This window comes from Massilia sp. GCM10023247 (genome assembly GCF_042653325.1).
GTDB lineage: Bacteria > Pseudomonadota > Gammaproteobacteria > Burkholderiales > Burkholderiaceae_D > Telluria.
Map to the genome: position 1 here is coordinate 291,769 of NZ_JBHSIB010000022.1, position 21,133 is coordinate 312,901.

Genomic DNA, 21,133 nt, shown 5'->3' on the forward strand with positions numbered 1-21,133 from the left:
GGCGCCGTTTTTTATTGGGTGTATGCCGCACGCGGTTCAGGAATGGCTCAGCGCATTCGACAGCAATTTCGCCGTGATGTCGACAATCGGGATCACGCGCTCGTAGGCCATGCGGGTCGGCCCGATGACGCCGAGAGTGCCGACGATCTTGCCGTTCACCTCGTAGGGCGCGGTGACCACGCTCATTTCGTCCATCGGCACCAGCTTCGATTCGCCGCCGATGAAGATCTGCACGCCGCCGGCCTTGCTCGATACGTCGAGCAGCTGCATCAGTCCGGTCTTTTGCTCGAACATCTCGAACAGCTGGCGCAGCGAACTCATGTTCGAGGAGAGGTCGGACACCGACAGCAGGTTGCGTTCGCCGGAAATGACCATGCCGTCGCCCTGCTCGGCCATCGCCTCGGTGCCGGCCTCCACCGCCGTCTGCATCAGGCCGCCGATGTCGTCGCGCAGCTGGCGCAGTTCGCTGCCCAGGCGCCGGCGTACTTCGTCGAAGCTCAGGCCGGCGTAGTTCTGGTTCAGGTAATTGGCCGACTGCACCAGTTGGGACGGGGTGTAGTCGACCTCGGTGAGCAGCAGGCGGTTTTGCACGTCGCCGCGCGGGTCGACAATCACCAGCAGGATGCGGCGCTCGGACAGGCGCAGGAATTCGATCTGCTGGAACACCGATTCGCGGCGCGGGCTTTGCACCACGCCGGCGAACTGGGTCAGCGAGGACAGCATCTGCGCCGCGTTGGCGATGGACTTTTGCGGGTGCTGGGCGGCCAGGCGCATGCGCTCGGGATCGACCCCATGCTGGCCATCGAGGTGCTGGACCGTCAGCAGGGTGTCGACAAACAGGCGGTAGCCGCGCGGCGTGGGCACGCGCCCGGCCGAGGTATGGGGACTAGCGACATAGCCCATTTCCTCGAGGTCGGCCATGATGTTGCGGATCGTGGCCGGGGACAGGTCGAGGCCCGAGATTTTCGAGAGCGCGCGCGACCCGACCGGCTGGCCGTCGGCGATATAGCGCTCGACCAGGGCTTTCAGGAGGGTTTGGGCACGGGGTTCAAGTTGCATGGGGGCGGAAAGCGGGCAGAATGGTTCTGCACCTATTATGCACGTTCGCCCGCCGCCTGTGGGCGTAGAGCGTCTAACAGAACAGTCAGGACAAGGCGCGTCGTCGAAGACAGTACGCTGGTACGGCGAGACGACGCAACGCCGTCATGGCGGTTCTGTTAGGCGCTCTCAAGCGTGTTCGCGCTTGAGCCAGGCAAGCAACCCATCGAAATCGGCCACGATCGCATCCGGCGCGATGCCCTCTTCCAAGTGGCGCCGGCTGGCGGTGCGGTTCATCCAGACGCCGCGCATGCCGGCGCGCTGGGCGCCCTGCACATCCAGCACCAGGTCGTCGCCCACATAAACGGCATCGCCCGGCGCCACGCCGAGCGCATCGAGGGCGGCGTGGAAGATCGCCGGGTCCGGTTTGGCGCGGCCGAAGGCCGGCGCCGACACCGAGGCGTGGAAATGGTGGGCCAGGCCGATCGTCTGCAAATCGGCATTGCCGTTCGTAACCGAACCGATCAGCACGCGCCCTTTCAGGCGCAGCAGGCCCGGCAGCACGTCATCGTAGGGAATCACGGCATTGCGCGCGGCAAAGAATTCGGTCATGGCCAGCTCCACCATGGCAGCGTCTTCGCCGGCCTGCTCGAACGCGGCCACCAGGCCGGCGCGGCGCAGGGCGCCCAGGTCGAGCTGGAACTCGGGCTTGCGCGCCAGCAGTTCGAGCCGGGCCTGGCGCAGGCTCTCGATGGTGAAGCGCTGCGCCACCCGCGGCGCGTTGTTGGCAAGCCACGCGAACAGGGTTTGCTCGGCCTGCAAGATCACGGGCGCGATCGGCCACAGGGTATCGTCCAGGTCGAACAGAACGGCTTTGGGCCAGGGGCGGCGGTGGGTGGGCGTCATCGTCAGCGCTTGTATGGAAGGCGAGCCAAGGATAGCGAGGCCGGCGGTGAAATGCAATCGCGCTCGCGTGCGGGGCGCAGCCGGCCTGCGGTGCCGCGCGTTACGGCCTGAGCGTTACAGCGTGAGCGTTACAGCCTGATACACAGGCCAATGAGCCCGGGCCTTGTCAAATGCTCTAAAATGATGGGCAAACTTCCACCGTGCGGCGTGGCCATCCGGTTGCGCGCCAGCCTTCCCTTTTAATGTTTGGAGAAATGATGATTCGTTCCCCCCTGCGTGCCGGCATCGCGCTGGCATGCGCGCTGGGCCTGTCGGCCTGCGGCGGCAGCGACGGCGACATATACGTCGCCGGCACGGCGTCCGGTATTACCAAGCCGGGCCTGGTGCTGACGAACAACGGCGGTTCCGACCTCGCGGTCGACGCATCGGGTCCCTTCATCTTCAAGGACCTCGTCGAAACCGATTCGCGCTACGACGTCAAGGTCAAGAGCGTGCCGCCGAATGTCGAGGGCATCGACAAATGTGTCGTGGTCAACGGCACCGGCCGGGCTGTCTTCAATGTCAATAACGTGTTTGTCCAGTGCACGATCCGCCAGCGCGAGCTGGGCGGCACGATCATCGGGCTGGGCGATGCGTCCGGTCTCACCCTCGTGAACGGCACCGACAAGGTCGAGATCCCGGCGAATGCCACCGCATTCAAGATGGCCAAGGTATCCGAAGAGTCGCCCTATGGCGTCACCATCCTGAAACAGCCGGCTGGGCGTACTTGCGCCGTGGAGAACGGCAGCGGCACGATGCCGGCAGGCGACGTTGCGAGCATCGTCGTGCGCTGCACCCCATGATCCTGGAGACTAATGTGAAGAAATCGACCCTGGCGCTGTCGGCGCTGACCCTGGCCCTGGCGGCCGGCCTGAGCGCCTGCGGCGGCGGCAGTTCGACCTATACCATCGGCGGCGTCGTCACCGGCCTCGAATATCCTGGCCTGGTGCTGTCGAACAATGGCGAAGACCTGGCACTTGGCCCGGCCGGCTATGAAACGCTGTCGGGCTCGACCGTGCCGACACCGAAAGACGTCACCTATGCGTTCAAAAACAAGGTCGATTACGGCGACCCCTACGATGTCACCATCAAGGCGTTTCCGGCGCACCAGCAATGTGGACAGTCCGGCGGCACCACCGACACGGCAGGACGCCTGTCCGTCATCAATGCCGTCATTACGTGCGTGCTGGTCAGCAACACGATCGGCGGCCCGGTCACCGGCCTTACCGGCGAGGGCTTGGTACTCATCAACGGCAGTACCGGCGGCATCGGCGGCAAGCTCCCGGTTGCCAAGGGCGCTACCAGCTTCGCCTTCGAGCAGCCTGTGACCTACGGCCGCACCTTCGGCGTGACGGTGCTGGAGCAACCGGCCGGCCAGACCTGCACGGTAACCAACGGCGCAGGCACCATGGGCGACGTCAAGGTCGACACGATTGCCGTGACCTGCCGCGATAACGGCTAGAGACAGATATTCACCACAAGCATGTCGAACATTCTCAAAGAAAATTAGACGTATATGCTGTGGTGCAGCATAATGCTTCTGTCTCCTCCAACTCTCCTCAGAAAAGAATTGGATTTAGCCCGCCCGCAACGGCGGGCTTTTTTTTTGCCCGCGCTGTTCCCGGCTGGTTCCAAGTGATGCCGCAAATCCTCAGCCGATCTTGGTATCGGTTGCCAGGCGCTTGGCGCTGACCTTCACCACCGCCACTTTTTCGCTGCCCACGGCGACCATCGCATCGGCGCGCACTTGCGCCTTGTAGCTCTCGGCACTCGCATAGGTGCTGACGCCCACGACCAGTGCGGCGACGACGAACAGGGCTTCCATGTGTTTGAGGACGTTCATTTCAGTACTCCCTTCGGTTGGTTGGTGCCCGTCGCTGGGTGCGTTCGGGCTTTCGATGGGAGTACTTTAGCAATCGGCCGATGCGTCCTCCAGCGGCCTGCGACGAACTGCAAAAAGCGCGCGACGAAGCGCGTGGAGGGGCGATATACCGTGTTATACGCGTGTTGTGCGGCGCATCACGGATGAGGTAAAAGGCGGTTGCGTCCGTCGGGCGGCGCCCGACGAGGGGTTTATACCGGCTTGAGAAGGTTTGCCAGCGCCACGTACTGTTCCAGGCTGACCGTTTCCGGACGGCTGCCCGGATCGATGCCGGCCTCGGCCAGCTGCTGTTCGGTGAACATGCCGGCCACGCAGTTGCGGATCACCTTGCGGCGCTGGGAAAACGCCTTCTGCACCACGGCTTCCAGGGTCGGGCCGTCGGCGGCGAGCGGGCGCCGGGTCGGCACCATGCGCACGATGGCCGAGTCGACCTGGGGCGGCGGATCGAACGCGGTCGGCGGGACGACGAACAGCAGCGCCATGTCGTAGCGCCATTGCAGCATCACCGACAGGCGACCGTAGGCCTTGGTGCCTGGTTCGGCCACCATCCGCTCGACCACTTCCTTTTGCAGCATGAAATGCTGGTCCTCGACCAGGTGCGCGAACTCGGCCAGGTGGAACAGCAGCGGGCTCGAGATGTTGTACGGCAGGTTGCCGACGATGCGCAGCTTCTGCGCTGGCGGTACCGGAATCGAGGCGTAATCGAATTTCAGGGCGTCGCCCGAGTGGATCGTGAGTTTTTCGCGTGGGTAGGCTTTTTCCAGGCGCGCCACCAGGTCGCGGTCGAGTTCGACCACATGCATGTGGTCCAGTTCCTGGAGCAGCAGCGCCGTCATCGCCGCCAGGCCCGGCCCGATCTCGACCATCGCTTCGCCGCGGCGCGGGCCGATGGCTTCGATGATGCTGTTCAGGACCAGTTTATCGGTCAGGAAATTCTGGCCGAAGCGCTTGCGTGCGACGTGTTTCATTATTGCTTTCGTTAATTGGGTTCAGGCGCGGGCGGCCGCCGCTTGGCTGGCCTCGACCATGTGCATGGCGGCGCGGATCGCCTCTTCCATGCTGCCGCAGTCGGCCAGGCCGAGGCCGCGCGCGGCGAGGTCGAGCGCGGTGCCGTGGTCGACCGAGGTGCGGATCAGCGGCAGGCCGAGGGTGACGTTGATGCCGCGTCCGAAGGTCGCGTGCTTGAGCACGGGCAGGCCCTGGTCGTGGTACATCGCCAGCACGCAGTCGGCGTCGTGCAGGTATTTCGGCTGGAACAGGGTGTCGGCCGGATACGGACCGCGCGCATCGATGCCGCGCGCGCGCGCCGCCGCCAGGCTGGGCTCGATGACCTCGATCTCCTCGCGCCCCAGATAGCCGTTTTCGCCCGCATGCGGGTTCAGGCCGGTCACCAGGATGCGCGGCGCGGCGATGCCGAATTTGCTGCGCAGGTCGGCGTCGAGGATGTCGAGGACCTGGGCCAGGCCGTCGGCCGTGATCGCGGCCGGCACCTCCTTGAGGGGCAAATGGGTGGTCGCCAGCGCCACCCGCAGATAGGCTTGCCCGTTGGCCGGCTGGCCGGCCAGCATCATGACGACCTTCGGCGTGCCGGTTTTCTCGGCCAGGTATTCGGTATGGCCGGAAAACGCGATACCGGCCTCGTTGATGGTGCTTTTTTGCAGGGGGGCGGTCACGATGGCGTCGAACCAGCCGGCAGCGACGCCCTCGATCGCCAGGTCGAGCGTGGCCAGCACGGCGCGGCCGTTCTGGGCGTCGAGGGTGCCCGGCACCACGTGCGCGGCGAGCGGCACGTCGATCACGGCCAGCCGGTCGTGGCCGAAGTGCGGCAGGCCGCCGTTTCTCAGCGCCTGGGTCGACAGGGCCGCCAGGCGGATCGACGGGTCGATCAGGCTGGCGGTGAGCGCCAGGAAGGCGGCGTCGCCGACCAGCACGCAGTTGGCCGCCTCGCGCAGCGCCCAGGCCGCGCGGATCGCGATCTCGGGGCCGATGCCGGCGGGCTCGCCGACGGTCAGCGCCAGGGTCGGACGCACGCTGCGGCGAACGCCTGCCGGTCCCGCCACGGCTTACCCTTCCTCGCGGAACTCGACGTAGGCGCGGTCGCGCACCTGGCGTGCCCAGTCCTCGAAGGCTTCGCCGAGCTTGCGCTCGCGGATCACCTGGCGTGCCTGCAGGCGCTCCCTTTCCTTCGATACGTCCTGGGTCTTGCGTTCCGTAACCTGGATCAGGTGGAAGCCGAACGGCGTCTCGACCACGTCCGACAGCTGGCCCGGCTGCAATGCATTCATCGCGGCCGTGAATTCCGCCGGGACGTCTTCCGGCTCCAGCCAGCCGAGGTCGCCGCCCTTGATGGCCGAGCCGTCGACGCTGTTCTGGCGCGCCATGTCCTCGAAGGTGGCGGCCTTGCTGTCGATCTTGGCCTTGATCTCGGCCAGCTTGCGTTTCGCTTCCGCGGCCGGCATGGTCGGCGTCGCCTTGAGCAGGATGTGGCGCGCGCGGGTCTGCTGCACAACGGCCTCTTCCGGCGCGGTCTTGGCCAGGCTGCGCTTGTCGGCCATCTTGAGGATGTAGAAGCCGGTATTGGTCCGGATCACGGGCGTCACCTGGCCCGGGCTGAGCTTGCGCAGTTCGTTGGCGAACAGCGGCGGCAGGCGGTCTGCGTCGCGCCAGCCGATGGCGCCGCCCTTGAGCGCGTCGGGCGCGTCGGAATAGGTGGTGGCGATGCGGGCGAAGTCGGCGCCGGTGCGCAGCTGGCGCATCACTTCGTCGGCGCGGGCGCGGCGCGCGGCGATCTGCTCGGGCGTGGCATTGGCCGGGATACCGACGAAGATCTGCGACAGGTCCATCTCGACCTTCTCGGCGGCAGCCGCCTTTTCGGCGGCGAGATAGGTGTCGACCTCGGCATCGGAGACCTGGATCTTGCTGTCGACCTCGTGCTCGCGCAGGCGCTGCATCATGATCTCGTTACGGATCTCTTCGCGGAACTGGGCGAAGGTCAGGCCCTCTTTTTCCATCTGGTTGCGCATGTCCTGGACCGTCATCTTCTGGCCCTCGGCGATGCGCATGATGGCCATGTCGAGTTCGCGGTCGGACACGCGCACGCCCATCTCGCGCGCCAGCTGCAGCTGGGCGCGCTCGACGATCATGGCTTCGAGCACCTGGCGCTCGAGGTCGGCCATGGCCGGGAGCTGGGCGTTCTGGGCACGCAGGCGGGCCGTGATCTGGCCGACGCGATTGCGCAGTTCGTTGGCCGTGATGACTTCGTCGTTGACGACGACCTTGATCGAATCGATGACGTTGGCGCTGCTCGCCGCCGGCGGCAGGAAACCGGCTCCAGGCTTGGCGGCAGTCGCGACGGGCGCGGCTGCAGGCTTGGCCGCGGCAGTGCCGGTGCTTGCCTGGCCGAGGGCGGCATTCGCCGAGAGCGCGCACAGCAGCGCCGCTGCGAGCTTAAAGTGATGCAAACGGGTAGTACGCATAATCTGGAAGGCACTCATTCAGGTCAAAATCCATGGTTCTGGTCATGCGGGACGCCCGGCTGGGGCGCCCGGTCAGGGACGGCCAATATTATTGTTCAACCGCGTATAGCCGGGAATACTCTTGTAAAACGACTCCAGCGGATTGCCGAGGCCGAGGCGCGACAGGCCGTTGAGCTCGAGCTGGAAGAAGATCGGCGTCGAGGTCTGCTGGGCCGTCGTGACGAAGCGTTGCGCGCCCATCCGGAACACCCAGCAATCGGCCTTGTACTCGAGCCCGACCAGGCTCTCGAGCACCTTGCGGTCGCGCAGCGAATAGCTGACGCGGCCGACGCCGTACCAGCGCTTCGACAGCGGCCACTGGGCCGAAATATCGGCGTTGCGGAAGCTGTCGCGCACGTAGCGGTACTCCGCATTGAGCACTTTCATCGGTCCCGGCGTCCAGCGCACGCCATGGCTCTGGCTAAACAAACTGTCGCCGATCGCGTCATATTGTACGCTGCTGTCGAAGTTCCAGTTGTTGACGATGCGGCCCGACGCCGCCAGCAGCAGGTCGGAGCGGCCCTGCTGCTGTCCCTGCACGCGGCCGACGCGCGGCTCGGTCAGGTAAAAGCGCTGGCCGAAGGCCATGCGCAGGCGCTCGGCGCCGTCGGCCTCGATGAAGCGCGACACCACGGCCGCGGTCAGCTGGTTGGCGTCCGAGACGCGGTCGGGACCGACGAAGCGGTTCTCGCTGAACAACTGGGCGTAGCTGAAGCCGGCCTCGCTGGTGTCGAAGATCGGGAACTCGTCCTGGTTCTTGTACGGCGTACGCACGTAGAACAGGCGCGGTTCGAGGGTCTGGGTGACGGCGCTGCCGAACAGTTTTGCATCGCGTTCGAACACCATCCCGCTGTCGATCGAAAAGGTCGGCAGCGTGCGCGACAGGCTGGTCGCCCCGCGCGCATTCGTGTCCATGCTGTACTTGGTCGCGTGCAGCATCAGCTTCGGGGTGATGTAATAGCCCGGACGGATCCACGGATAGCTGACCTGGCCGACGGCGACCAGGCGGTTGCCGTTGTCGAAAGTCGGGTGCGCGAAGCGGGTCGCCTCGGCGTCGAACGCCCAGTCGAAGCCCTTGACGTCGTAGCGGCCCGAGTGGAACAGGATCTGGGGCAGCCGGTCGTAGGGGCGCGGGATGCGCAGCGCCGGATTGGCCACCGCCGCCGGCTCCTGCAGGATCTGGTAGCCCTGGGCGCGCGCGGTCAGGCTCCAGTATGGCGTGCCGTAGCTCGTAAACAGCTCGCGCACCAGCTGGCGCTCGGCGCTGATGGCCACCGTGCGCGAGAAGTCGCTCGGGTATTCGTCGTCCGAGGCCCCGTTGACGTTCCAGCCATAGTTCCAGCCCGGCCCGATCGTCTGGTTGTGCACCGAATTGACCAGCCAGCGGTCGGTCCTGGTGATGCGGTCGTTGCTCAGGTACTCGAGGTGGGTCTGTCCGCCATACGGACCGCGCGCGGTTTCGCCGATATAGCGTCCGGTGGCGCCCATCTGCAGGCCGCGGTCGAACATCAGGCGCGGGAAGACCGTCAAATCGCGGTTCGGCGCGATGTTGAAGTAATACGGCACCATGATCTCGGAATTGCCCTTCGAACCGAAACCGATGGTCGGCGGCAGCCAGCCCGAGCGGCGCTCGCCCGACAGCGAAAACGACATCCCCGGCGTGGCCAGGATCGGCACGTCCTTGAAATAGATGACGGTCTTGCCGGCGGTGCCGACGTCGCGCCCGGAGTCCAGGCGCAGCGTGCTCGATTTCAGGTACCAGTCGGGGTTCGTGCCTTCGCAGGTGCTGTAGGTGCCGTCCAGGACCAGCGCCTGCCCCTCGCCGAGGAAGTCGATGCGGTCGGCGCGGCCCTGGGCGTTATTCGCCTGCAGCTTGTACTGCGGGTTGAGCAGCCAGCCGCGCTGGGTCGACAGGTTCAATTGCAGCGAATCGCCCTGGTAGCGGTCGCCGAAACGCCACATCTGCACGTTGCCGCTGGCCGTGACTTCGTCTTCGACCAGGCGGTAGCAGGCCGTGTCGGCAACCAGCCTCGACTGGCCGCGCGTGATCTCGACATTGCGCTTGAGATTGATTTCGCGGTCGGGACGGCCGTCGATCTCCTCCGCGCTGACCGTAATCGGAAGGTCTTTTTCGTCGGCCGGAGACGCGGCCGGCGCAACTTGCGCATGCACCGGCCCCGCGGCCACGGTAACGAGGGCGGACAAGGCAAATGCCCGCCGCCGTGGGAATGGTAGGGCCGTAAACCAGCTCATGGAATCTGTGGCTGCACCATAAAGGGCGATTTTTTGGATTGAATCCCTTATTATATGGGAATTGTCTCTCTCAACCGGCTTCTCCTGGACGCTTCATGTCTTCTTTGTATCAAAACACCCCCACTTCCGCCGCTCAGGATGCACGCCTGGCCTTGCTCACCGAATGGCTGGGCACACTCGGCCTGGTGGAAGCCGGTTCGCGCCGTCCGGCCTCGTCCGATGCGAGCTTTCGCCGCTATTTCCGCCTCGATGTGGTGCCGGCGCTACGCGCCAAGCTCGGCGACACCCTGGTCGCGATGGACGCGCCGCCCGAGCGCGAAAACGTGCCGGCCTTCATCCACGTGGCCGGCCTGCTGGCCGAGGCCGGCGTCACGGTGCCGGCGATCGTCGCGCGCGATGTCGAGCGCGGCTTCCTGCTGCTGTCGGACCTCGGCACCACCACCTACCTGGCCCGCCTCGATCCCGACAACGCCGCCTTCATGTATTCGGACGCGGTCGATGCCCTGATCAAGTTCCAGCTGCACAGCCAGCCCGGCGTGCTGCCCGAGTTCGACCGCGCCTTCGTGCTGCGCGAGATGAACCTGTTCCCGGAGTGGTATATCAACCGCCACCTGGGCGTCACGCTGGATGCGAAACAGCAGGCGCAACTGGACAAGGTGTTCGAAGCGATCACCGCCAATGTGCTGGCCCAGCAGCAGGTGTTCATGCACCGCGACTTCCACTCGCGTAACCTGATGTTCCTCGACCAGGGCAACCCGGGCGTGCTCGACTTCCAGGATGCCGTCTACGGCCCGGTCACCTACGACCTCGGCTCGCTGCTGCGCGACGCCTACATCCAGTGGGACGAAGAGATCGTGCTGGACTGGGTGGTGCGCTACTGGCAAAGCGCCAAGCAGGTCGGCCTGCCGGTCAACCCCGACATCGACGCCTTCTACCGCGATTTCGAGTTCATGGCCCTGCAGCGCCACCTCAAGATCCTGGGCATCTTCTGCCGCCTGAACTACCGCGACAACAAGCCGATCTACATGGGCGACCTGCCGACGGTGCTGGACTACGTGCGCAAGACCGCCAACCGCTATCCCGAACTCAAGCCCCTGCTGCGCCTGCTCGACGCCTTCGAGGGCAAGGCGCCGCAAGTCGGCTATACCTTCTGAGCCTGCTCAGTTCATTTCCCAGAGACGCCCATGAAAGCCATGATTTTCGCTGCCGGCCGCGGCGAGCGCATGCGTCCCCTGACGGACAGCTGCCCGAAACCCCTGCTCAAGGTGCGCGGCCGTCCGCTCATCACCTGGCACGTGCTGAACCTGGTGCGTGCGGGCCTGACCGACATCGTCATCAACCACTCGCACCTCGGCCACATGATCGAGGAAGAACTGGGCGACGGCAGCAAGTACGGCGCGCGCATCGTGTATTCGCACGAACCGACCCCGCTGGAAACGGCCGGCGGCATCGCCAACGCCTTGCACCTGCTGGGCGACGAGCCCTTCCTGGCCGTGTCGGGCGACATCTACGCGCCCTATTTCGACTTCGCGCAGGCGCGTGAGGCCCTGCCCGACAACGATGCGCTCGGCCAGCCGATCCCGGCCGGGCAGCGCGACATCGCCTGGCTCTACCTGACACCGAACCCGTGGCACAACCCGAACGGCGACTTCGGCCTCGACATGTACACGCTGGCCAACGACGGCGACCCGAAGTGGAATTTCGCCGGCATCGGCGTCTATCGCCCGGAAATGTTCGAGGGCATCAAGGCCGGCGAATTCCTGAAGTTCGGTCCCCTGATGCGCAAGTTCATCGAGCAAAAGCGCGTCGGCGGCGAGCTCTATCACGGCCCCTGGGTCAACGTCGGCACGGTCGAGCAGCTCGAGGAACTGAACGCGCCGCTGACCAGGCGGGCCGGCGCTTGACTCCCCACGCCGCCCGCCGCGCACGCCTGGCGGCAAGCATGGCGCCGGGCGCGGTGGCGGTCCTGCTCACCGCGCCCGAAGTGGTGCGCAACGGCGACAGCGACTATCCCTACCGCCACGACAGCCATTTTTATTACCTCACCGGTTTTACGGAGCCGGAAAGCGCGCTGGTGGTCGTCGCCGCGCGCGGCGATGCGCCGGCCCGGTCGATCCTGTTCTGCCGCGAAAAGGATGTCGATCGCGAGATCTGGGACGGCTTCCGGCACGGCCCGCTGGCCGCGCGCGACGCCATCGAGGTCGACGAGGCCTATCCGATTGCCGAGCTCGATGCCCAGATGGCCTGCCTGCTGGCCGACGCGCCCGCCCTGTACTACGCCGTGGCCCGCGACGGCGCGCTCGACGCCCGGGCCGCCGGCTGGCTGCAGGCCGTGCGCGCGCGCGCCCGCAGCGGCGTCGCGGCGCCCTCGCGCATCGAGCACCTGCTGCCGCTGCTCGACGAGATGCGCGTGTTCAAGGACGAGAGCGAACAGGCGCTGATGCAGCGCGCCGCCGCCATCTCGGCCCAGGCCCATGCGCGCGCGATGCGCTCCGCCAGACCGGGCATGTTCGAATACGAACTCGAAGCCGAACTGCTCTACGAATTTCGTAAAAATGGCGCGCAGTTCCCGGCCTATCCGGCGATCGTGGCCGCAGGCGGCAACGCCTGCATCCTGCACTACAGCGCCAACAATGCGCAAACCCGGGACGGCGACCTGGTCCTGATCGACGCCGGCTGCGAATTCGACAGCTACGCCGCCGACATCACGCGCACCTTCCCCGTCAACGGCCGCTTCAGCGAGCCGCAGAAGCAGCTCTACGAACTGGTGCTCGCCGCCCAGGCGGCGGCACTGGCCGCGATCGTGCCGGGCCGGCCCTACAGCGGCGTGCACGAGGCGGCGCTGCGGGTGCTGTCCGAGGGCATGCTCGACCACGGCCTGCTCGACAAGGCGACCTGGGGCAACGTCGACAACGTGCTGGCCGAGCGCGCCTATACCCCCTTCTACATGCACGGCACCGGCCACTGGCTGGGACTGGACGTGCACGACAGCGGCAGTTATCGGGACCTGACGCGCGAGGGCAAGCCCTCGCGGCTGCTGGCCCCGGGCATGGCGCTGACGGTCGAACCGGGCATCTACGTGCGCCCTGCCGCGGGCGTGCCGGAACGCTACTGGCACATCGGCATCCGGATCGAGGACGACGTCATCGTCGGCGACGCCGGCGCGCGCGTGCTCACCGACGGCGCGCCCAAAACGGTGCGCGACATCGAAGCGCTGATGAGGAAGTAAGAACATGGAACAGCACAAGGACAATCTCGACGTCGCGATCTGCGGCGCCGGACCGGTCGGCCTGGCGCTGGCGGCGCTGCTGGCGCGGCGCGGCGTCGACGGCCGGCGCATCGCGCTGATCGACGCGCGCGCGCTCGGCCAGGCCATCTCCGACCCGCGCTCGATCGCGCTGGCCTGGGGCAGCCGCATGCTGCTCGAGGAAATCGGCGCCTGGCCCTTGCCCGACGCCGGCTCGGCCACGCCGATCCACACGATCCACGTCTCGCGCCGCGGCCAGTTCGGGCGCAGCCTGATGGACCGCGACGAACACGGGCTCGATGCGCTCGGCTACGTGACGCGCTACGGCGAGGTGGTCGACGCCCTGTCGCGCGCCGTGGAGCGCGCGGGCGTCCAGGTGATCCGGCCGGCGCGCGTGACCGCGCTCGACGAAACGGCGGAGCAGGTCACGCTGGCGCTCGACGACGGCCGCGCGCTGACGGCGCAGGTCGTCGTCGGCGCCGAGGGCGGCGTGTTCGGTGCGCAGGAAGACAAGGCGCAGACGCGCGACTACGGCCAGAGCGCCGTGATCGCGCGGGTGAGCGCCAGCAGCCCGATTCCGCACCGCGCCTTCGAACGTTTTACGGACGAGGGCCCGCTGGCGCTGCTGCCCCAGGACGGGCCCGACGGCCACGCGTATGCGCTGGTCTGGTGCGTGCGTCCCGAGCGCGCCGAGCGGCTGCAGGCGATGGAGGACGAGCGCTTCCTGGCTGAACTGGACGAGGCTTTCGGCGCCCGCCTCGGGCGCTTCACCAGGGTGTCGGCGCGCTTCGCCTACCCGCTCGGCCTGAACGCCGAGCCGCGCGCCACCACCCGCACCGTCGCCATCGGCAACGCGGCGCAGACCCTGCATCCGGTCGCCGGCCAGGGCCTGAACCTGGGCCTGCGCGACGCGGCCGTGCTGGCCCGCCTGCTGGCGCGCTGCGCCGGACCGGAAGCGATCGGCCGCTTCATCGAGGAACGCGCCCGGGACCGCCAGGCAACGATCGCGCTGACCGATGCGATGGCGCGCGCCTTTGTCGGCAGCGGGCCGCTGCAATCGGTGCTCGGACTCGGCCTGGCGACCCTCGACGCCGTGAAACCGGCGCGCACCCTGCTGGCCGAACTCATGATGTACGGCAGACGGGGCGGCTCGGCCTTGCTGCCGCATCGGCAGGCTTAGGTTCGTAGGGTGGACTCCCGAGTCCACGCGTTGCGGGAATGCATACGTAACGCGTGGGGTCATTGAGGCCAGTGGCCTCAATGACGCAGCCCACCCTACGACCGGCTTACTCCACCGCTTTCACCATCGACTCGATCACCTTCTTCGCGTCGCCGAACACCATCATCGTGTTCGGCTGGTAGAACAGCTCGTTGTCCAGGCCCGCATAGCCGGAGGCCATCGAACGCTTGTTGACGATGATGCTCTTCGCCCGGTAGGCCTCGAGGATCGGCATGCCGGCGATCGCCGACTTCGGATCTTTCGCGGCCGGGTTGACGACGTCGTTCGCGCCCAGCACCAGCACGACATCGGTCTGGCCGAATTCGCCGTTGATGTCTTCCATCTCGGCCACCTGGTCGTAGGGCACCTCGGCCTCGGCCAGCAGCACGTTCATGTGGCCCGGCATGCGTCCCGCCACCGGGTGGATCGCGTAGCGCACGTTGACGCCGTGTTCCGTCAGCTTATCGACCAGCTCTTTCACCGAGTGCTGGGCGCGGGCGACGGCCAGGCCGTAGCCCGGCACGATGATGACCGACTCGGCATTCTGCAAGATGAACGCGGCGTCTTCGGCCGAGCCGGATTTGACCGGGCGCTGCTCCTGGGTGCCACCGCTGGCGGCCGTCGCTTCGCCGCCGAAGCCGCCCAGGATCACGTTGAAGAAGGAGCGGTTCATCGCCTTGCACATGATGTACGAGAGGATCGCGCCGCTCGAACCGACCAGCGAGCCGGCGATGATCAGCATCGAGTTGTTCAGCGAAAAACCGATGCCGGCCGCGGCCCAGCCGGAATAGGAGTTGAGCATCGACACCACCACCGGCATGTCGGCGCCGCCGATCGGGATGATGATCAACACGCCCAGGATGAACGAGAGCACCGCCATGATGACGAACGGCGTCCAGGCCGGCTCCACTGCATCGGAGAAGCAGAACACCAGGCCGAGCCCGATGATGGCGATGGCGATCACCAGGTTCAGGATGTGCTGGCCGCCGAAACGCACCGGCGCGCCCTGGAACAGGCGGAACTTGTACTTGCCCGACAGCTTGCCGAAGGCGATCACCGAACCGGAGAAGGTCACCGCGCCGACAAAGGTGCCGATGAAGAGTTCCAGGCGGTTACCGAAAGGCAGCGCGCCGCCGCGCTCGGCAATATTGAAAGCCCAGGGTTCGGAGACGGCCGCCACGGCGATGCAGACCGCCGCCAGGCCGATCAGCGAGTGCATCGCCGCGACCAGTTCCGGCATCTTGGTCATCTCGACCTTCTTGGCGGCATAGGCGCCGATCGCCCCGCCCACGACCACCCCCAGCAGCACCAGCGGGAAGCCGAGGCCGCCGCCGCCGCTTGCGGCATCGCTCGATGCGGCGAACTCGGCCTGCATCTTGAAGATCAGGGCGATGGTGGTCGCCACGGCAATCGCCATGCCGGCCATGCCGAAGGTATTGCCCATGCGTGCAGACGAGGGCGACGACAGCCCCTTCAGGGCCTGGATGAAGCAGACCGAGGCCACGAGATACAGCAGCGTGACCATATTCATACTGATGTAGTTCATGCCCCCTCCTTGCTGGCCGTCACCGGCGCCGTCTTGGCGCCGGACTTTGGCTCTTTCTTCTTGAACATCTCGAGCATGCGCTGGGTGACCAGGAAGCCACCGAACACGTTGACGGCGGCCAGCGCCACGGCGAATGTGCCCATGAACTGTCCGAGCGCCCCTTCGGTCAGGCCGGCGGCCAGCATGGCGCCGACGATGATGATGGCGGAGATCGCGTTGGTGACCGCCATCAGCGGCGTGTGCAGCGCCGGCGTGACGGTCCAGACGACGTGGTAGCCGACGTAGATCGCCAGCACGAAGATGATCAGGTTGATGATGGTATGACTGATTTCCATGACGGTGTCCTTGTTATGTGCGCGCAGCGTCGCCGCGCAACGCCTCGCCCTCGTGGCAGAGCAGCGTGGCCCGCACGATCTCGTCCTCGCGATCGATGAAGAATTTGTCTTCCTTGTCGAAGACAAGTTTCAGGAAGTCGAGCACGTTGCGCGCGTACAGGGCCGAGGCGTCGGCCGCCACCAGCGCCGCCAGGTTCGGCTCGCCGATGAGGTAGACGCCGTGCTTGACGACGGTCTTGCCCAGTTCGGTCAGCGGGCAGTTGCCGCCCTGCTCGATCGCCATGTCGACGATCACCGAGCCGGGCTTCATGGCGCGCACGGTTTCCTCATGGATCAGGGTCGGCGCCGCGCGGCCGGGAATCAGCGCGGTGGTGATGATGATATCGGCCAGTTTCGCGCGTTCGTGCACCAGTTCGGCCTGGCGCCGCATCCAGTCGGCCGGCATCTGGCGCGCGTAGCCGCCGACGCCTTGCGCGATCTCGCGCTCCTCGTCGGTGAGGAAAGGCACGTCGATGAACTTGGCGCCGAGCGACTCGACTTGCTCCTTGACGGGCGGGCGCACGTCGGAAGCCTCGATCACGGCGCCGAGCCGCTTGGCGGTGGCGATCGCCTGCAAGCCGGCCACGCCGACGCCCATGATCAAGACGCGCGCGGCCTTGACGGTGCCGGCGGCGGTCATCAGCATCGGCATGAAGCGTTGATACGTGTTCGCCGCCAGCATCACGGCCTTGTAGCCGGCGATGTTGGCTTGACTAGACAGCACGTCCATCGACTGGGCGCGCGTGATGCGCGGCGCCGCTTCCAGCGCAAAGGCGGTCAGCCTGCTGGCCGCCATGGCGGCAATGTTGTCGCTGTCGAAAGGATTGAGCATGCCCACCACGACCGTGCCGGGGCGCATGCGTCCCCGTTCGGATTCGTTCGGGGCGCGTACTTTCAGGACCATGTCGCAGCCAAGCGCGTCGTCGGCGCTGCCGACCGTGGCGCCGGCGGCCGCGTAGGCCTCGTCCGTCACCGCGGCATGCAGGCCGGCGCCGGTCTGGACCACGACCTGGTGCTTGCCTGCCAGTTTCTTTACCGTCTCCGGCGTTGCCGCTACGCGGGTTTCGCCCGGCCGTGTTTCGGCCGGAATGCCAATTCTCATGCCTTTCTCCTTGCTTTTTATGTTGTGTTTACAATCTAACACGTAAACATGCTCCTTTAGCTACCTAAAAATACCAGGTGAGCTCTTCCGTGGCTTTTAATGCCGATACGATACGGAAGAGGCAAGATGGGTCGTTTTTTTGTATCAAATCAGGACAAGTGCTGCTTTTTTGCTGCATTGCACACGTACCTGCGAGCAACCCTTTGCGCGCCGCTGTAAAATACCGGCTCATTTGTCGAGGACGCGCATGACCCATACCTTCAGACCGTCAGTCACCGTTGCCGCAGTCATCGAACGCGATGGCCGTTTCCTGTTGATCGAGGAAGAGACGAGCGAAGGCATCAAGCTGAACCAGCCGGCCGGGCACCTCGACGAAAACGAGTCGCTCGAGCAGGCCGTCGTGCGCGAAGCGATGGAAGAAACGGCCCATGAATTCATCCCCACCGGACTGGTCGGGATGTACATGTCGCGCTATTACTCGAAGTCGCGCAAGGCCGACATCACCTACCTGCGCTTCACCTTCTGCGGCACGGCCGGCCGGGAGTACGACCAGCCGCTCGACGACGGCATCCTGCGTACACTGTGGATGACGCGCGAGGAAATCGCCGCCAGCGCGGATCGCCACCGCAGCCCGATCGTGCTGCAGTGCGTGGACGACTACCTGGCCGGCAAGCGCACCGAACTCGATCTGCTGTACACCCACCCGTCGGTATTCGAAGACGGGCTTGAAACCAACCGGACGTAACATGAGCAAGAAAAAAGTCGTGATCGGGATGTCGGGCGGAGTCGACTCCTCGGTCGCGGCCTGGATGCTGAAGGAACAGGGCTACGACGTGGTCGGCCTGTTCATGAAGAACTGGGAAGACGACGACGATTCCGAATACTGCTCGTCGCGCCAGGACTGGATCGACGCGGCCAGCGTGGCCGACGTGGTCGGGGTCGACATCGAAGCGGTCAACTTCGCCGCCGAATACAAGGACCGCGTGTTCGCGGAATTCCTGCGCGAATACCAGGCCGGCCGCACGCCGAACCCGGACGTGCTGTGCAATGCCGAAATCAAGTTCAAGGCCTTCCTCGACCATGCGATGAAGCTCGGCGCCGATTTGATCGCGACCGGCCACTACGCGCGCGTGCGGGAAAACCCAGCGGGTAAATTCGAGCTGCTGAAAGCCTTCGACCATACCAAGGACCAGAGCTATTTCCTGCACCGCCTGAACCAGGCGCAGTTGTCGAAATCGCTGTTCCCGCTCGGCGAGATCCCGAAGACCGAGGTGCGCCAGATCGCGGAAAAGCTCAAATTGCCGAACGCGGCAAAGAAGGATTCGACCGGCATCTGTTTTATCGGCGAGCGCCCGTTCCGCGATTTCCTGAACCGCTACCTGTCGCACCAGCCCGGCCCGATCAAGCTCGACAACGGCCAGACGGTCGGCGAGCACATCGGCCTGTCGTTCTACACGCTGGGGCAAAGGAAGGGCATCGGCATCGGCGGCCTGAAGTCGCACAAGAACGCCGACGGCACCAGCGAGCCGTGGTTCGTGGCGCGAAAAGACATCGCCAACAACACCTTGTACATCGTGCAGGGCCATGACCACCCGTGGCTGCTCTCGAGCCGCCTCGAGGCCGGCCAGGCCAGCTGGGTCGCGGGCGAGGCGCCGGCACCGGGCCTGCTGTCGGCCAAGACGCGCTACCGCCAGGCCGATGTCGCCTGCACGGTGGCAGCAAGCGGGCTGGAACGCTTCGCGCTCGATTTTACCGACCCGCAATGGGCGGTCACGCCGGGCCAGTCGGCCGTGCTGTACGACGGCGATATCTGCCTGGGCGGCGGCATCATCGACGGCGCCCGCGGGATCTGAAGCGCATGCAGCCGTAGGGTGGACGGCTCGGCCGTCCACGCGTTCAGCCAGCGCCTGAACTTTTCTCCCTCTTTTTTGATCGCCGAAGACCCGGAACCAGGACGCTTGTCTTGTCGCGGCGGCGCACCCGTTTGTTGAACGCGTGGACGGCAAAGCCGTCCACCCTACGGATCAAGCGCAGGCTGCTTCCAGCTGGCGCGCGGCGCGCGGGCGCGGCAGCGTCCATTTCGCGCAGATCCAGCGCTCGAAGTCCTCGGGCGCCATCGGGCGCCCGTACAGGTAGCCCTGCACCTGGTCGCAGCCGGCGCCGCGCAGGAACCCGGCCTCCTCCGCCGTTTCCACTCCTTCCGCCACCACCAGGTGGCCCAGCTCGTGCGAGAGCTTGATCATCGTGGCCACCAGCGCGCGTTTGTGCGCGTCCTGGTCGAGCCCGCGAATGAAACCCTGGTCGATCTTGACCACGTTCGCCGGCACGCTCTGCAGGTAGGCCAGGCTGCTGTAACCGCTGCCGAAATCGTCGATCGCCAGCTGCACGCCCGCGCGCGCGAGGCCGTCGAGGGTGGCGGCGGCCTGCTGGCGCTTGCTCATCAGGGCGCTCTCGGTGATTTCGATGGCCAGCGCCGTGGCGGGCAAGCCGTGCTCGCCCAGCCGCCCCAGCACCCAGGCGCAGAAATCGGGCTCGAGCAGGTTCACCGCCGACACGTTCACCGCCACCTGCTGGGCCAGCCCGGCGCGGTGCCAGCGCGCCAGCTGGCGCAGCGCGCGCTCGATCACCCAGCGCGTCGTCGCGCGCGCCAGCAGGGTCTGCTCGATGACCGGGAAGAATTCGCCGGGCGACACCTCGCCCAGGTCCGGATGGCGCCAGCGCAGCAGCGCTTCGGCGCCGACGCAGCGCCCGGTCGCCAGCTCGACCTTCGGCTGGTACACGAGGCGCAGCTGGGTATCGTCCTCGAGCGCGCCGCCGAACTCGTTGACCATGCGAAAACGCCGCATCGCGGCAAGGTTCTGCTCTGCCGAAAAGACGCGCACGCGCTCGGGACCGTCGATCGCGTCGAGCGCCGCGCCGTACAGGTCGCGCAGCAGCTCGGGCGGGCGCACGCTGCCGACCTCGAACGGCACCACGCCGAAGGTACTGGTGGTGACGAAACGGGACGTGGTGTCGGCCGCACGCCGGTCGAGCCAGGTGCCCAGCCAGCGGCACAGGCGCTCGATGTCGGTGCCCGGCTCGGCCAGGAAGGCGAACTGGGTCACGCCCACGTGGTACAGGCGGCGCCCGGGGCCCAGCACAGCGCGCAGCATGCGCGCCGCCTCGCAGGCGATCTCGTCGAGGTAGCCGACGCCCATCGCGCGCACGGCATTGCTCAACTGCTCGATGGTGGCCAGGTTGACCAGCGCGGCCAGGCGCGTTTCGCCCGCGGGGCGGTCGATCGCCAGGTCGGCCAGGTCGTCCACGAACTGGATGCGGTTCGGGATGCCGCTGACCGGATCGACCCTGCCCAGCGCGTGCCGCAGTTCGACCTGGTCCATCACCATCGCGGCCAGGTCGGCCAGTGCCGCCCGCTCGGCGTCGCTGAAGCTGCGCGGCTCGAGGCCGAGCACGCACATCGCGCCCAGGCAGTAACCGTCGCGCGTCATCAGGGGCGCGCCGGCGTAGAAGCGCACGCCGCCCGCGCCCAGGTGGCTGGCGCGGTAGAACGGGTCGTCCTGCAGGTCGGGGATCACCAGCGTGCGGGCGGAACCGGCCACCTGGGCACAGGGGGCGCGCTCGCGCGGAATCGCACAGTGCGCGACCCCGACGCGCGACTTGAACCACTGGCGGTCGCTATCGGTCAGCGACACCGCCGCGATCGGCAGCCCGAACAGCTGGGCCGCCATGCGCGTGATGCGGTCGAACGCCTCGTTCGGCGGCGTATCGAGCAGGTCGAGCTTGTGCAGTGCATCGAGGCGGGCCGCTTCCGGCCGCACCGGCGGTTGGTGACTCATGGGTGTCCTTGTAACTGCCGGCAGCGAGCCGATTATCAACTGATGAAAATGACGAATAACGCACATTCTGTTCGTCAAATTTCCTTAAGTCAACTAATTTCTCGGTATTTTCCGCCGCATTGTGGCGATTTCTGAACAGCCTGACAAATTTACCCACACTGCATCATCAAATCCGG

General features: G+C 66.2%; 19 protein-coding genes. 8 read left to right on the forward strand and 11 right to left on the reverse strand.

What is annotated here, in order from left to right:
- Positions 1 to 36 precede the first annotated feature (36 nt).
- Both hrcA and ACFPAH_RS18140 read right to left on the reverse strand, forming a co-directional pair.
- Complete coding sequence (gene hrcA / locus ACFPAH_RS18135; RefSeq protein WP_379748095.1) at positions 37 to 1,059, reverse strand: heat-inducible transcriptional repressor HrcA; 1,023 nt, start codon at positions 1,057 to 1,059, stop codon at positions 37 to 39.
- Between the two features lie 168 nt (positions 1,060 to 1,227).
- Positions 1,228 to 1,944 carry an HAD family hydrolase gene (locus ACFPAH_RS18140; protein ID WP_379748097.1) on the reverse strand — a complete coding sequence of 239 codons (717 nt, stop codon included), beginning with the start codon at positions 1,942 to 1,944 and terminating at the stop codon, positions 1,228 to 1,230.
- Between the two features lie 254 nt (positions 1,945 to 2,198).
- Here ACFPAH_RS18140 and ACFPAH_RS18145 point away from each other — a divergent pair, with 254 nt between their 5' ends.
- Positions 2,199 to 2,786, forward strand: a complete 588-nt coding sequence (locus ACFPAH_RS18145) for a hypothetical protein (protein WP_379748099.1) — start codon at positions 2,199 to 2,201, stop codon at positions 2,784 to 2,786.
- A gap of 14 nt (positions 2,787 to 2,800) precedes the next feature.
- Positions 2,801 to 3,445: a hypothetical protein gene (locus tag ACFPAH_RS18150; RefSeq protein WP_379748101.1), complete on the forward strand. Its 645-nt coding sequence runs from the start codon at positions 2,801 to 2,803 to the stop codon at positions 3,443 to 3,445.
- A 189-nt stretch (positions 3,446 to 3,634) separates the two neighbouring features.
- Here ACFPAH_RS18150 and ACFPAH_RS18155 read toward each other — a convergent pair whose 3' ends face one another.
- The 5 genes from ACFPAH_RS18155 to ACFPAH_RS18175 form a co-directional block, all read right to left on the reverse strand.
- Entirely contained in the window at positions 3,635 to 3,826 is a 192-nt protein-coding gene (locus ACFPAH_RS18155; RefSeq protein WP_379748103.1) for a hypothetical protein, read from the reverse strand.
- 230 nt (positions 3,827 to 4,056) lie between these two features.
- Positions 4,057 to 4,833, reverse strand: a complete 777-nt coding sequence (gene rsmA / locus ACFPAH_RS18160; RefSeq protein WP_379748105.1) for a 16S rRNA (adenine(1518)-N(6)/adenine(1519)-N(6))-dimethyltransferase RsmA — start codon at positions 4,831 to 4,833, stop codon at positions 4,057 to 4,059.
- Between the two features lie 21 nt (positions 4,834 to 4,854).
- On the reverse strand, positions 4,855 to 5,925 hold the full coding sequence (gene pdxA / locus ACFPAH_RS18165) for a 4-hydroxythreonine-4-phosphate dehydrogenase PdxA (protein WP_379748107.1): 1,071 nt from the start codon (positions 5,923 to 5,925) through the stop codon (positions 4,855 to 4,857).
- A gap of 3 nt (positions 5,926 to 5,928) precedes the next feature.
- Entirely contained in the window at positions 5,929 to 7,341 is a 1,413-nt protein-coding gene (locus ACFPAH_RS18170) for a peptidylprolyl isomerase (protein ID WP_379748109.1), read from the reverse strand.
- 72 nt (positions 7,342 to 7,413) lie between these two features.
- Entirely contained in the window at positions 7,414 to 9,633 is a 2,220-nt protein-coding gene (locus tag ACFPAH_RS18175) for an LPS-assembly protein LptD (protein WP_379748111.1), read from the reverse strand.
- 95 nt (positions 9,634 to 9,728) lie between these two features.
- Between ACFPAH_RS18175 and ACFPAH_RS18180 the strand changes: the two genes are divergently transcribed.
- From ACFPAH_RS18180 to ACFPAH_RS18195, 4 genes are read left to right on the forward strand one after another with little or no spacing between them, the layout of a single operon-like run.
- Positions 9,729 to 10,787, forward strand: coding sequence for an aminoglycoside phosphotransferase family protein (locus tag ACFPAH_RS18180; protein WP_379748113.1), 1,059 nt, complete (start codon positions 9,729 to 9,731; stop codon positions 10,785 to 10,787).
- Positions 10,788 to 10,817: 30 nt separating this feature from the next.
- On the forward strand, positions 10,818 to 11,537 hold the full coding sequence (gene murU, locus ACFPAH_RS18185; RefSeq protein WP_379748115.1) for an N-acetylmuramate alpha-1-phosphate uridylyltransferase MurU: 720 nt from the start codon (positions 10,818 to 10,820) through the stop codon (positions 11,535 to 11,537).
- On the forward strand, positions 11,534 to 12,862 hold the full coding sequence (pepP, locus tag ACFPAH_RS18190; RefSeq protein ID WP_379748117.1) for a Xaa-Pro aminopeptidase: 1,329 nt from the start codon (positions 11,534 to 11,536) through the stop codon (positions 12,860 to 12,862). Before murU ends, pepP begins: the two co-directional genes overlap by 4 nt.
- Before the next feature lie 4 nt (positions 12,863 to 12,866).
- Complete coding sequence (locus ACFPAH_RS18195) at positions 12,867 to 14,060, forward strand: FAD-dependent monooxygenase (RefSeq protein ID WP_379748119.1); 1,194 nt, start codon at positions 12,867 to 12,869, stop codon at positions 14,058 to 14,060.
- Between the two features lie 106 nt (positions 14,061 to 14,166).
- Here the strand turns inward: ACFPAH_RS18195 and ACFPAH_RS18200 are convergent, their stop codons facing one another.
- From ACFPAH_RS18200 to ACFPAH_RS18210, 3 genes are read right to left on the reverse strand one after another with little or no spacing between them, the layout of a single operon-like run.
- Entirely contained in the window at positions 14,167 to 15,645 is a 1,479-nt protein-coding gene (locus tag ACFPAH_RS18200) for an NAD(P)(+) transhydrogenase (Re/Si-specific) subunit beta (protein ID WP_379748121.1), read from the reverse strand.
- Positions 15,642 to 15,980: an NAD(P) transhydrogenase subunit alpha gene (locus ACFPAH_RS18205; RefSeq protein WP_379748123.1), complete on the reverse strand. Its 339-nt coding sequence runs from the start codon at positions 15,978 to 15,980 to the stop codon at positions 15,642 to 15,644. The genes ACFPAH_RS18200 and ACFPAH_RS18205 overlap by 4 nt, the downstream gene beginning before the upstream one ends.
- Before the next feature lie 13 nt (positions 15,981 to 15,993).
- A complete protein-coding gene (locus tag ACFPAH_RS18210; protein ID WP_379748125.1) occupies positions 15,994 to 17,121 on the reverse strand; it encodes a Re/Si-specific NAD(P)(+) transhydrogenase subunit alpha in 1,128 nt (375 codons plus the stop codon).
- Positions 17,122 to 17,368: 247 nt separating this feature from the next.
- On the opposite strand from ACFPAH_RS18210, the gene ACFPAH_RS18215 reads away from it, so the two are divergent.
- Together ACFPAH_RS18215 and mnmA are read left to right on the forward strand one after the other, a co-directional pair.
- Positions 17,369 to 17,866, forward strand: a complete 498-nt coding sequence (locus tag ACFPAH_RS18215) for an NUDIX hydrolase (protein ID WP_379748127.1) — start codon at positions 17,369 to 17,371, stop codon at positions 17,864 to 17,866.
- A 1-nt stretch (position 17,867) separates the two neighbouring features.
- The gene (gene mnmA, locus ACFPAH_RS18220; RefSeq protein WP_379748129.1) at positions 17,868 to 18,974 is read left to right on the forward strand and encodes a tRNA 2-thiouridine(34) synthase MnmA; all 1,107 of its coding nucleotides are present in this window, start codon (positions 17,868 to 17,870) and stop codon (positions 18,972 to 18,974) included.
- Between the two features lie 171 nt (positions 18,975 to 19,145).
- On the opposite strand, the gene ACFPAH_RS18225 is transcribed toward mnmA, so the two are convergent.
- Positions 19,146 to 20,957, reverse strand: a complete 1,812-nt coding sequence (locus tag ACFPAH_RS18225; protein ID WP_379748131.1) for a putative bifunctional diguanylate cyclase/phosphodiesterase — start codon at positions 20,955 to 20,957, stop codon at positions 19,146 to 19,148.
- Positions 20,958 to 21,133: the final 176 nt, after the last annotated feature.

What these genes read in the sequence shown, in the direction of transcription:
- hrcA (WP_379748095.1), bottom strand. Translation starts at nt 1,059, where the DNA reads ATGCAACTTGAACCCCGTGCCCAAACCCTCCTGAAAGCCCTGGTCGAG.
- ACFPAH_RS18140 (WP_379748097.1), bottom strand. Translation starts at nt 1,944, where the DNA reads ATGACGCCCACCCACCGCCGCCCCTGGCCCAAAGCCGTTCTGTTCGAC.
- ACFPAH_RS18145 (WP_379748099.1), top strand. Translation starts at nt 2,199, where the DNA reads ATGATGATTCGTTCCCCCCTGCGTGCCGGCATCGCGCTGGCATGCGCG.
- ACFPAH_RS18155 (WP_379748103.1), bottom strand. Translation starts at nt 3,826, where the DNA reads ATGAACGTCCTCAAACACATGGAAGCCCTGTTCGTCGTCGCCGCACTG.
- rsmA (WP_379748105.1), bottom strand. Translation starts at nt 4,833, where the DNA reads ATGAAACACGTCGCACGCAAGCGCTTCGGCCAGAATTTCCTGACCGAT.
- ACFPAH_RS18170 (WP_379748109.1), bottom strand. Translation starts at nt 7,341, where the DNA reads ATGCGTACTACCCGTTTGCATCACTTTAAGCTCGCAGCGGCGCTGCTG.
- ACFPAH_RS18175 (WP_379748111.1), bottom strand. Translation starts at nt 9,633, where the DNA reads ATGAGCTGGTTTACGGCCCTACCATTCCCACGGCGGCGGGCATTTGCC.
- ACFPAH_RS18180 (WP_379748113.1), top strand. Translation starts at nt 9,729, where the DNA reads ATGTCTTCTTTGTATCAAAACACCCCCACTTCCGCCGCTCAGGATGCA.
- murU (WP_379748115.1), top strand. Translation starts at nt 10,818, where the DNA reads ATGAAAGCCATGATTTTCGCTGCCGGCCGCGGCGAGCGCATGCGTCCC.
- ACFPAH_RS18195 (WP_379748119.1), top strand. Translation starts at nt 12,867, where the DNA reads ATGGAACAGCACAAGGACAATCTCGACGTCGCGATCTGCGGCGCCGGA.
- ACFPAH_RS18200 (WP_379748121.1), bottom strand. Translation starts at nt 15,645, where the DNA reads ATGAACTACATCAGTATGAATATGGTCACGCTGCTGTATCTCGTGGCC.
- ACFPAH_RS18205 (WP_379748123.1), bottom strand. Translation starts at nt 15,980, where the DNA reads ATGGAAATCAGTCATACCATCATCAACCTGATCATCTTCGTGCTGGCG.
- ACFPAH_RS18210 (WP_379748125.1), bottom strand. Translation starts at nt 17,121, where the DNA reads ATGAGAATTGGCATTCCGGCCGAAACACGGCCGGGCGAAACCCGCGTA.
- ACFPAH_RS18215 (WP_379748127.1), top strand. Translation starts at nt 17,369, where the DNA reads ATGACCCATACCTTCAGACCGTCAGTCACCGTTGCCGCAGTCATCGAA.
- mnmA (WP_379748129.1), top strand. Translation starts at nt 17,868, where the DNA reads ATGAGCAAGAAAAAAGTCGTGATCGGGATGTCGGGCGGAGTCGACTCC.
- ACFPAH_RS18225 (WP_379748131.1), bottom strand. Translation starts at nt 20,957, where the DNA reads ATGAGTCACCAACCGCCGGTGCGGCCGGAAGCGGCCCGCCTCGATGCA.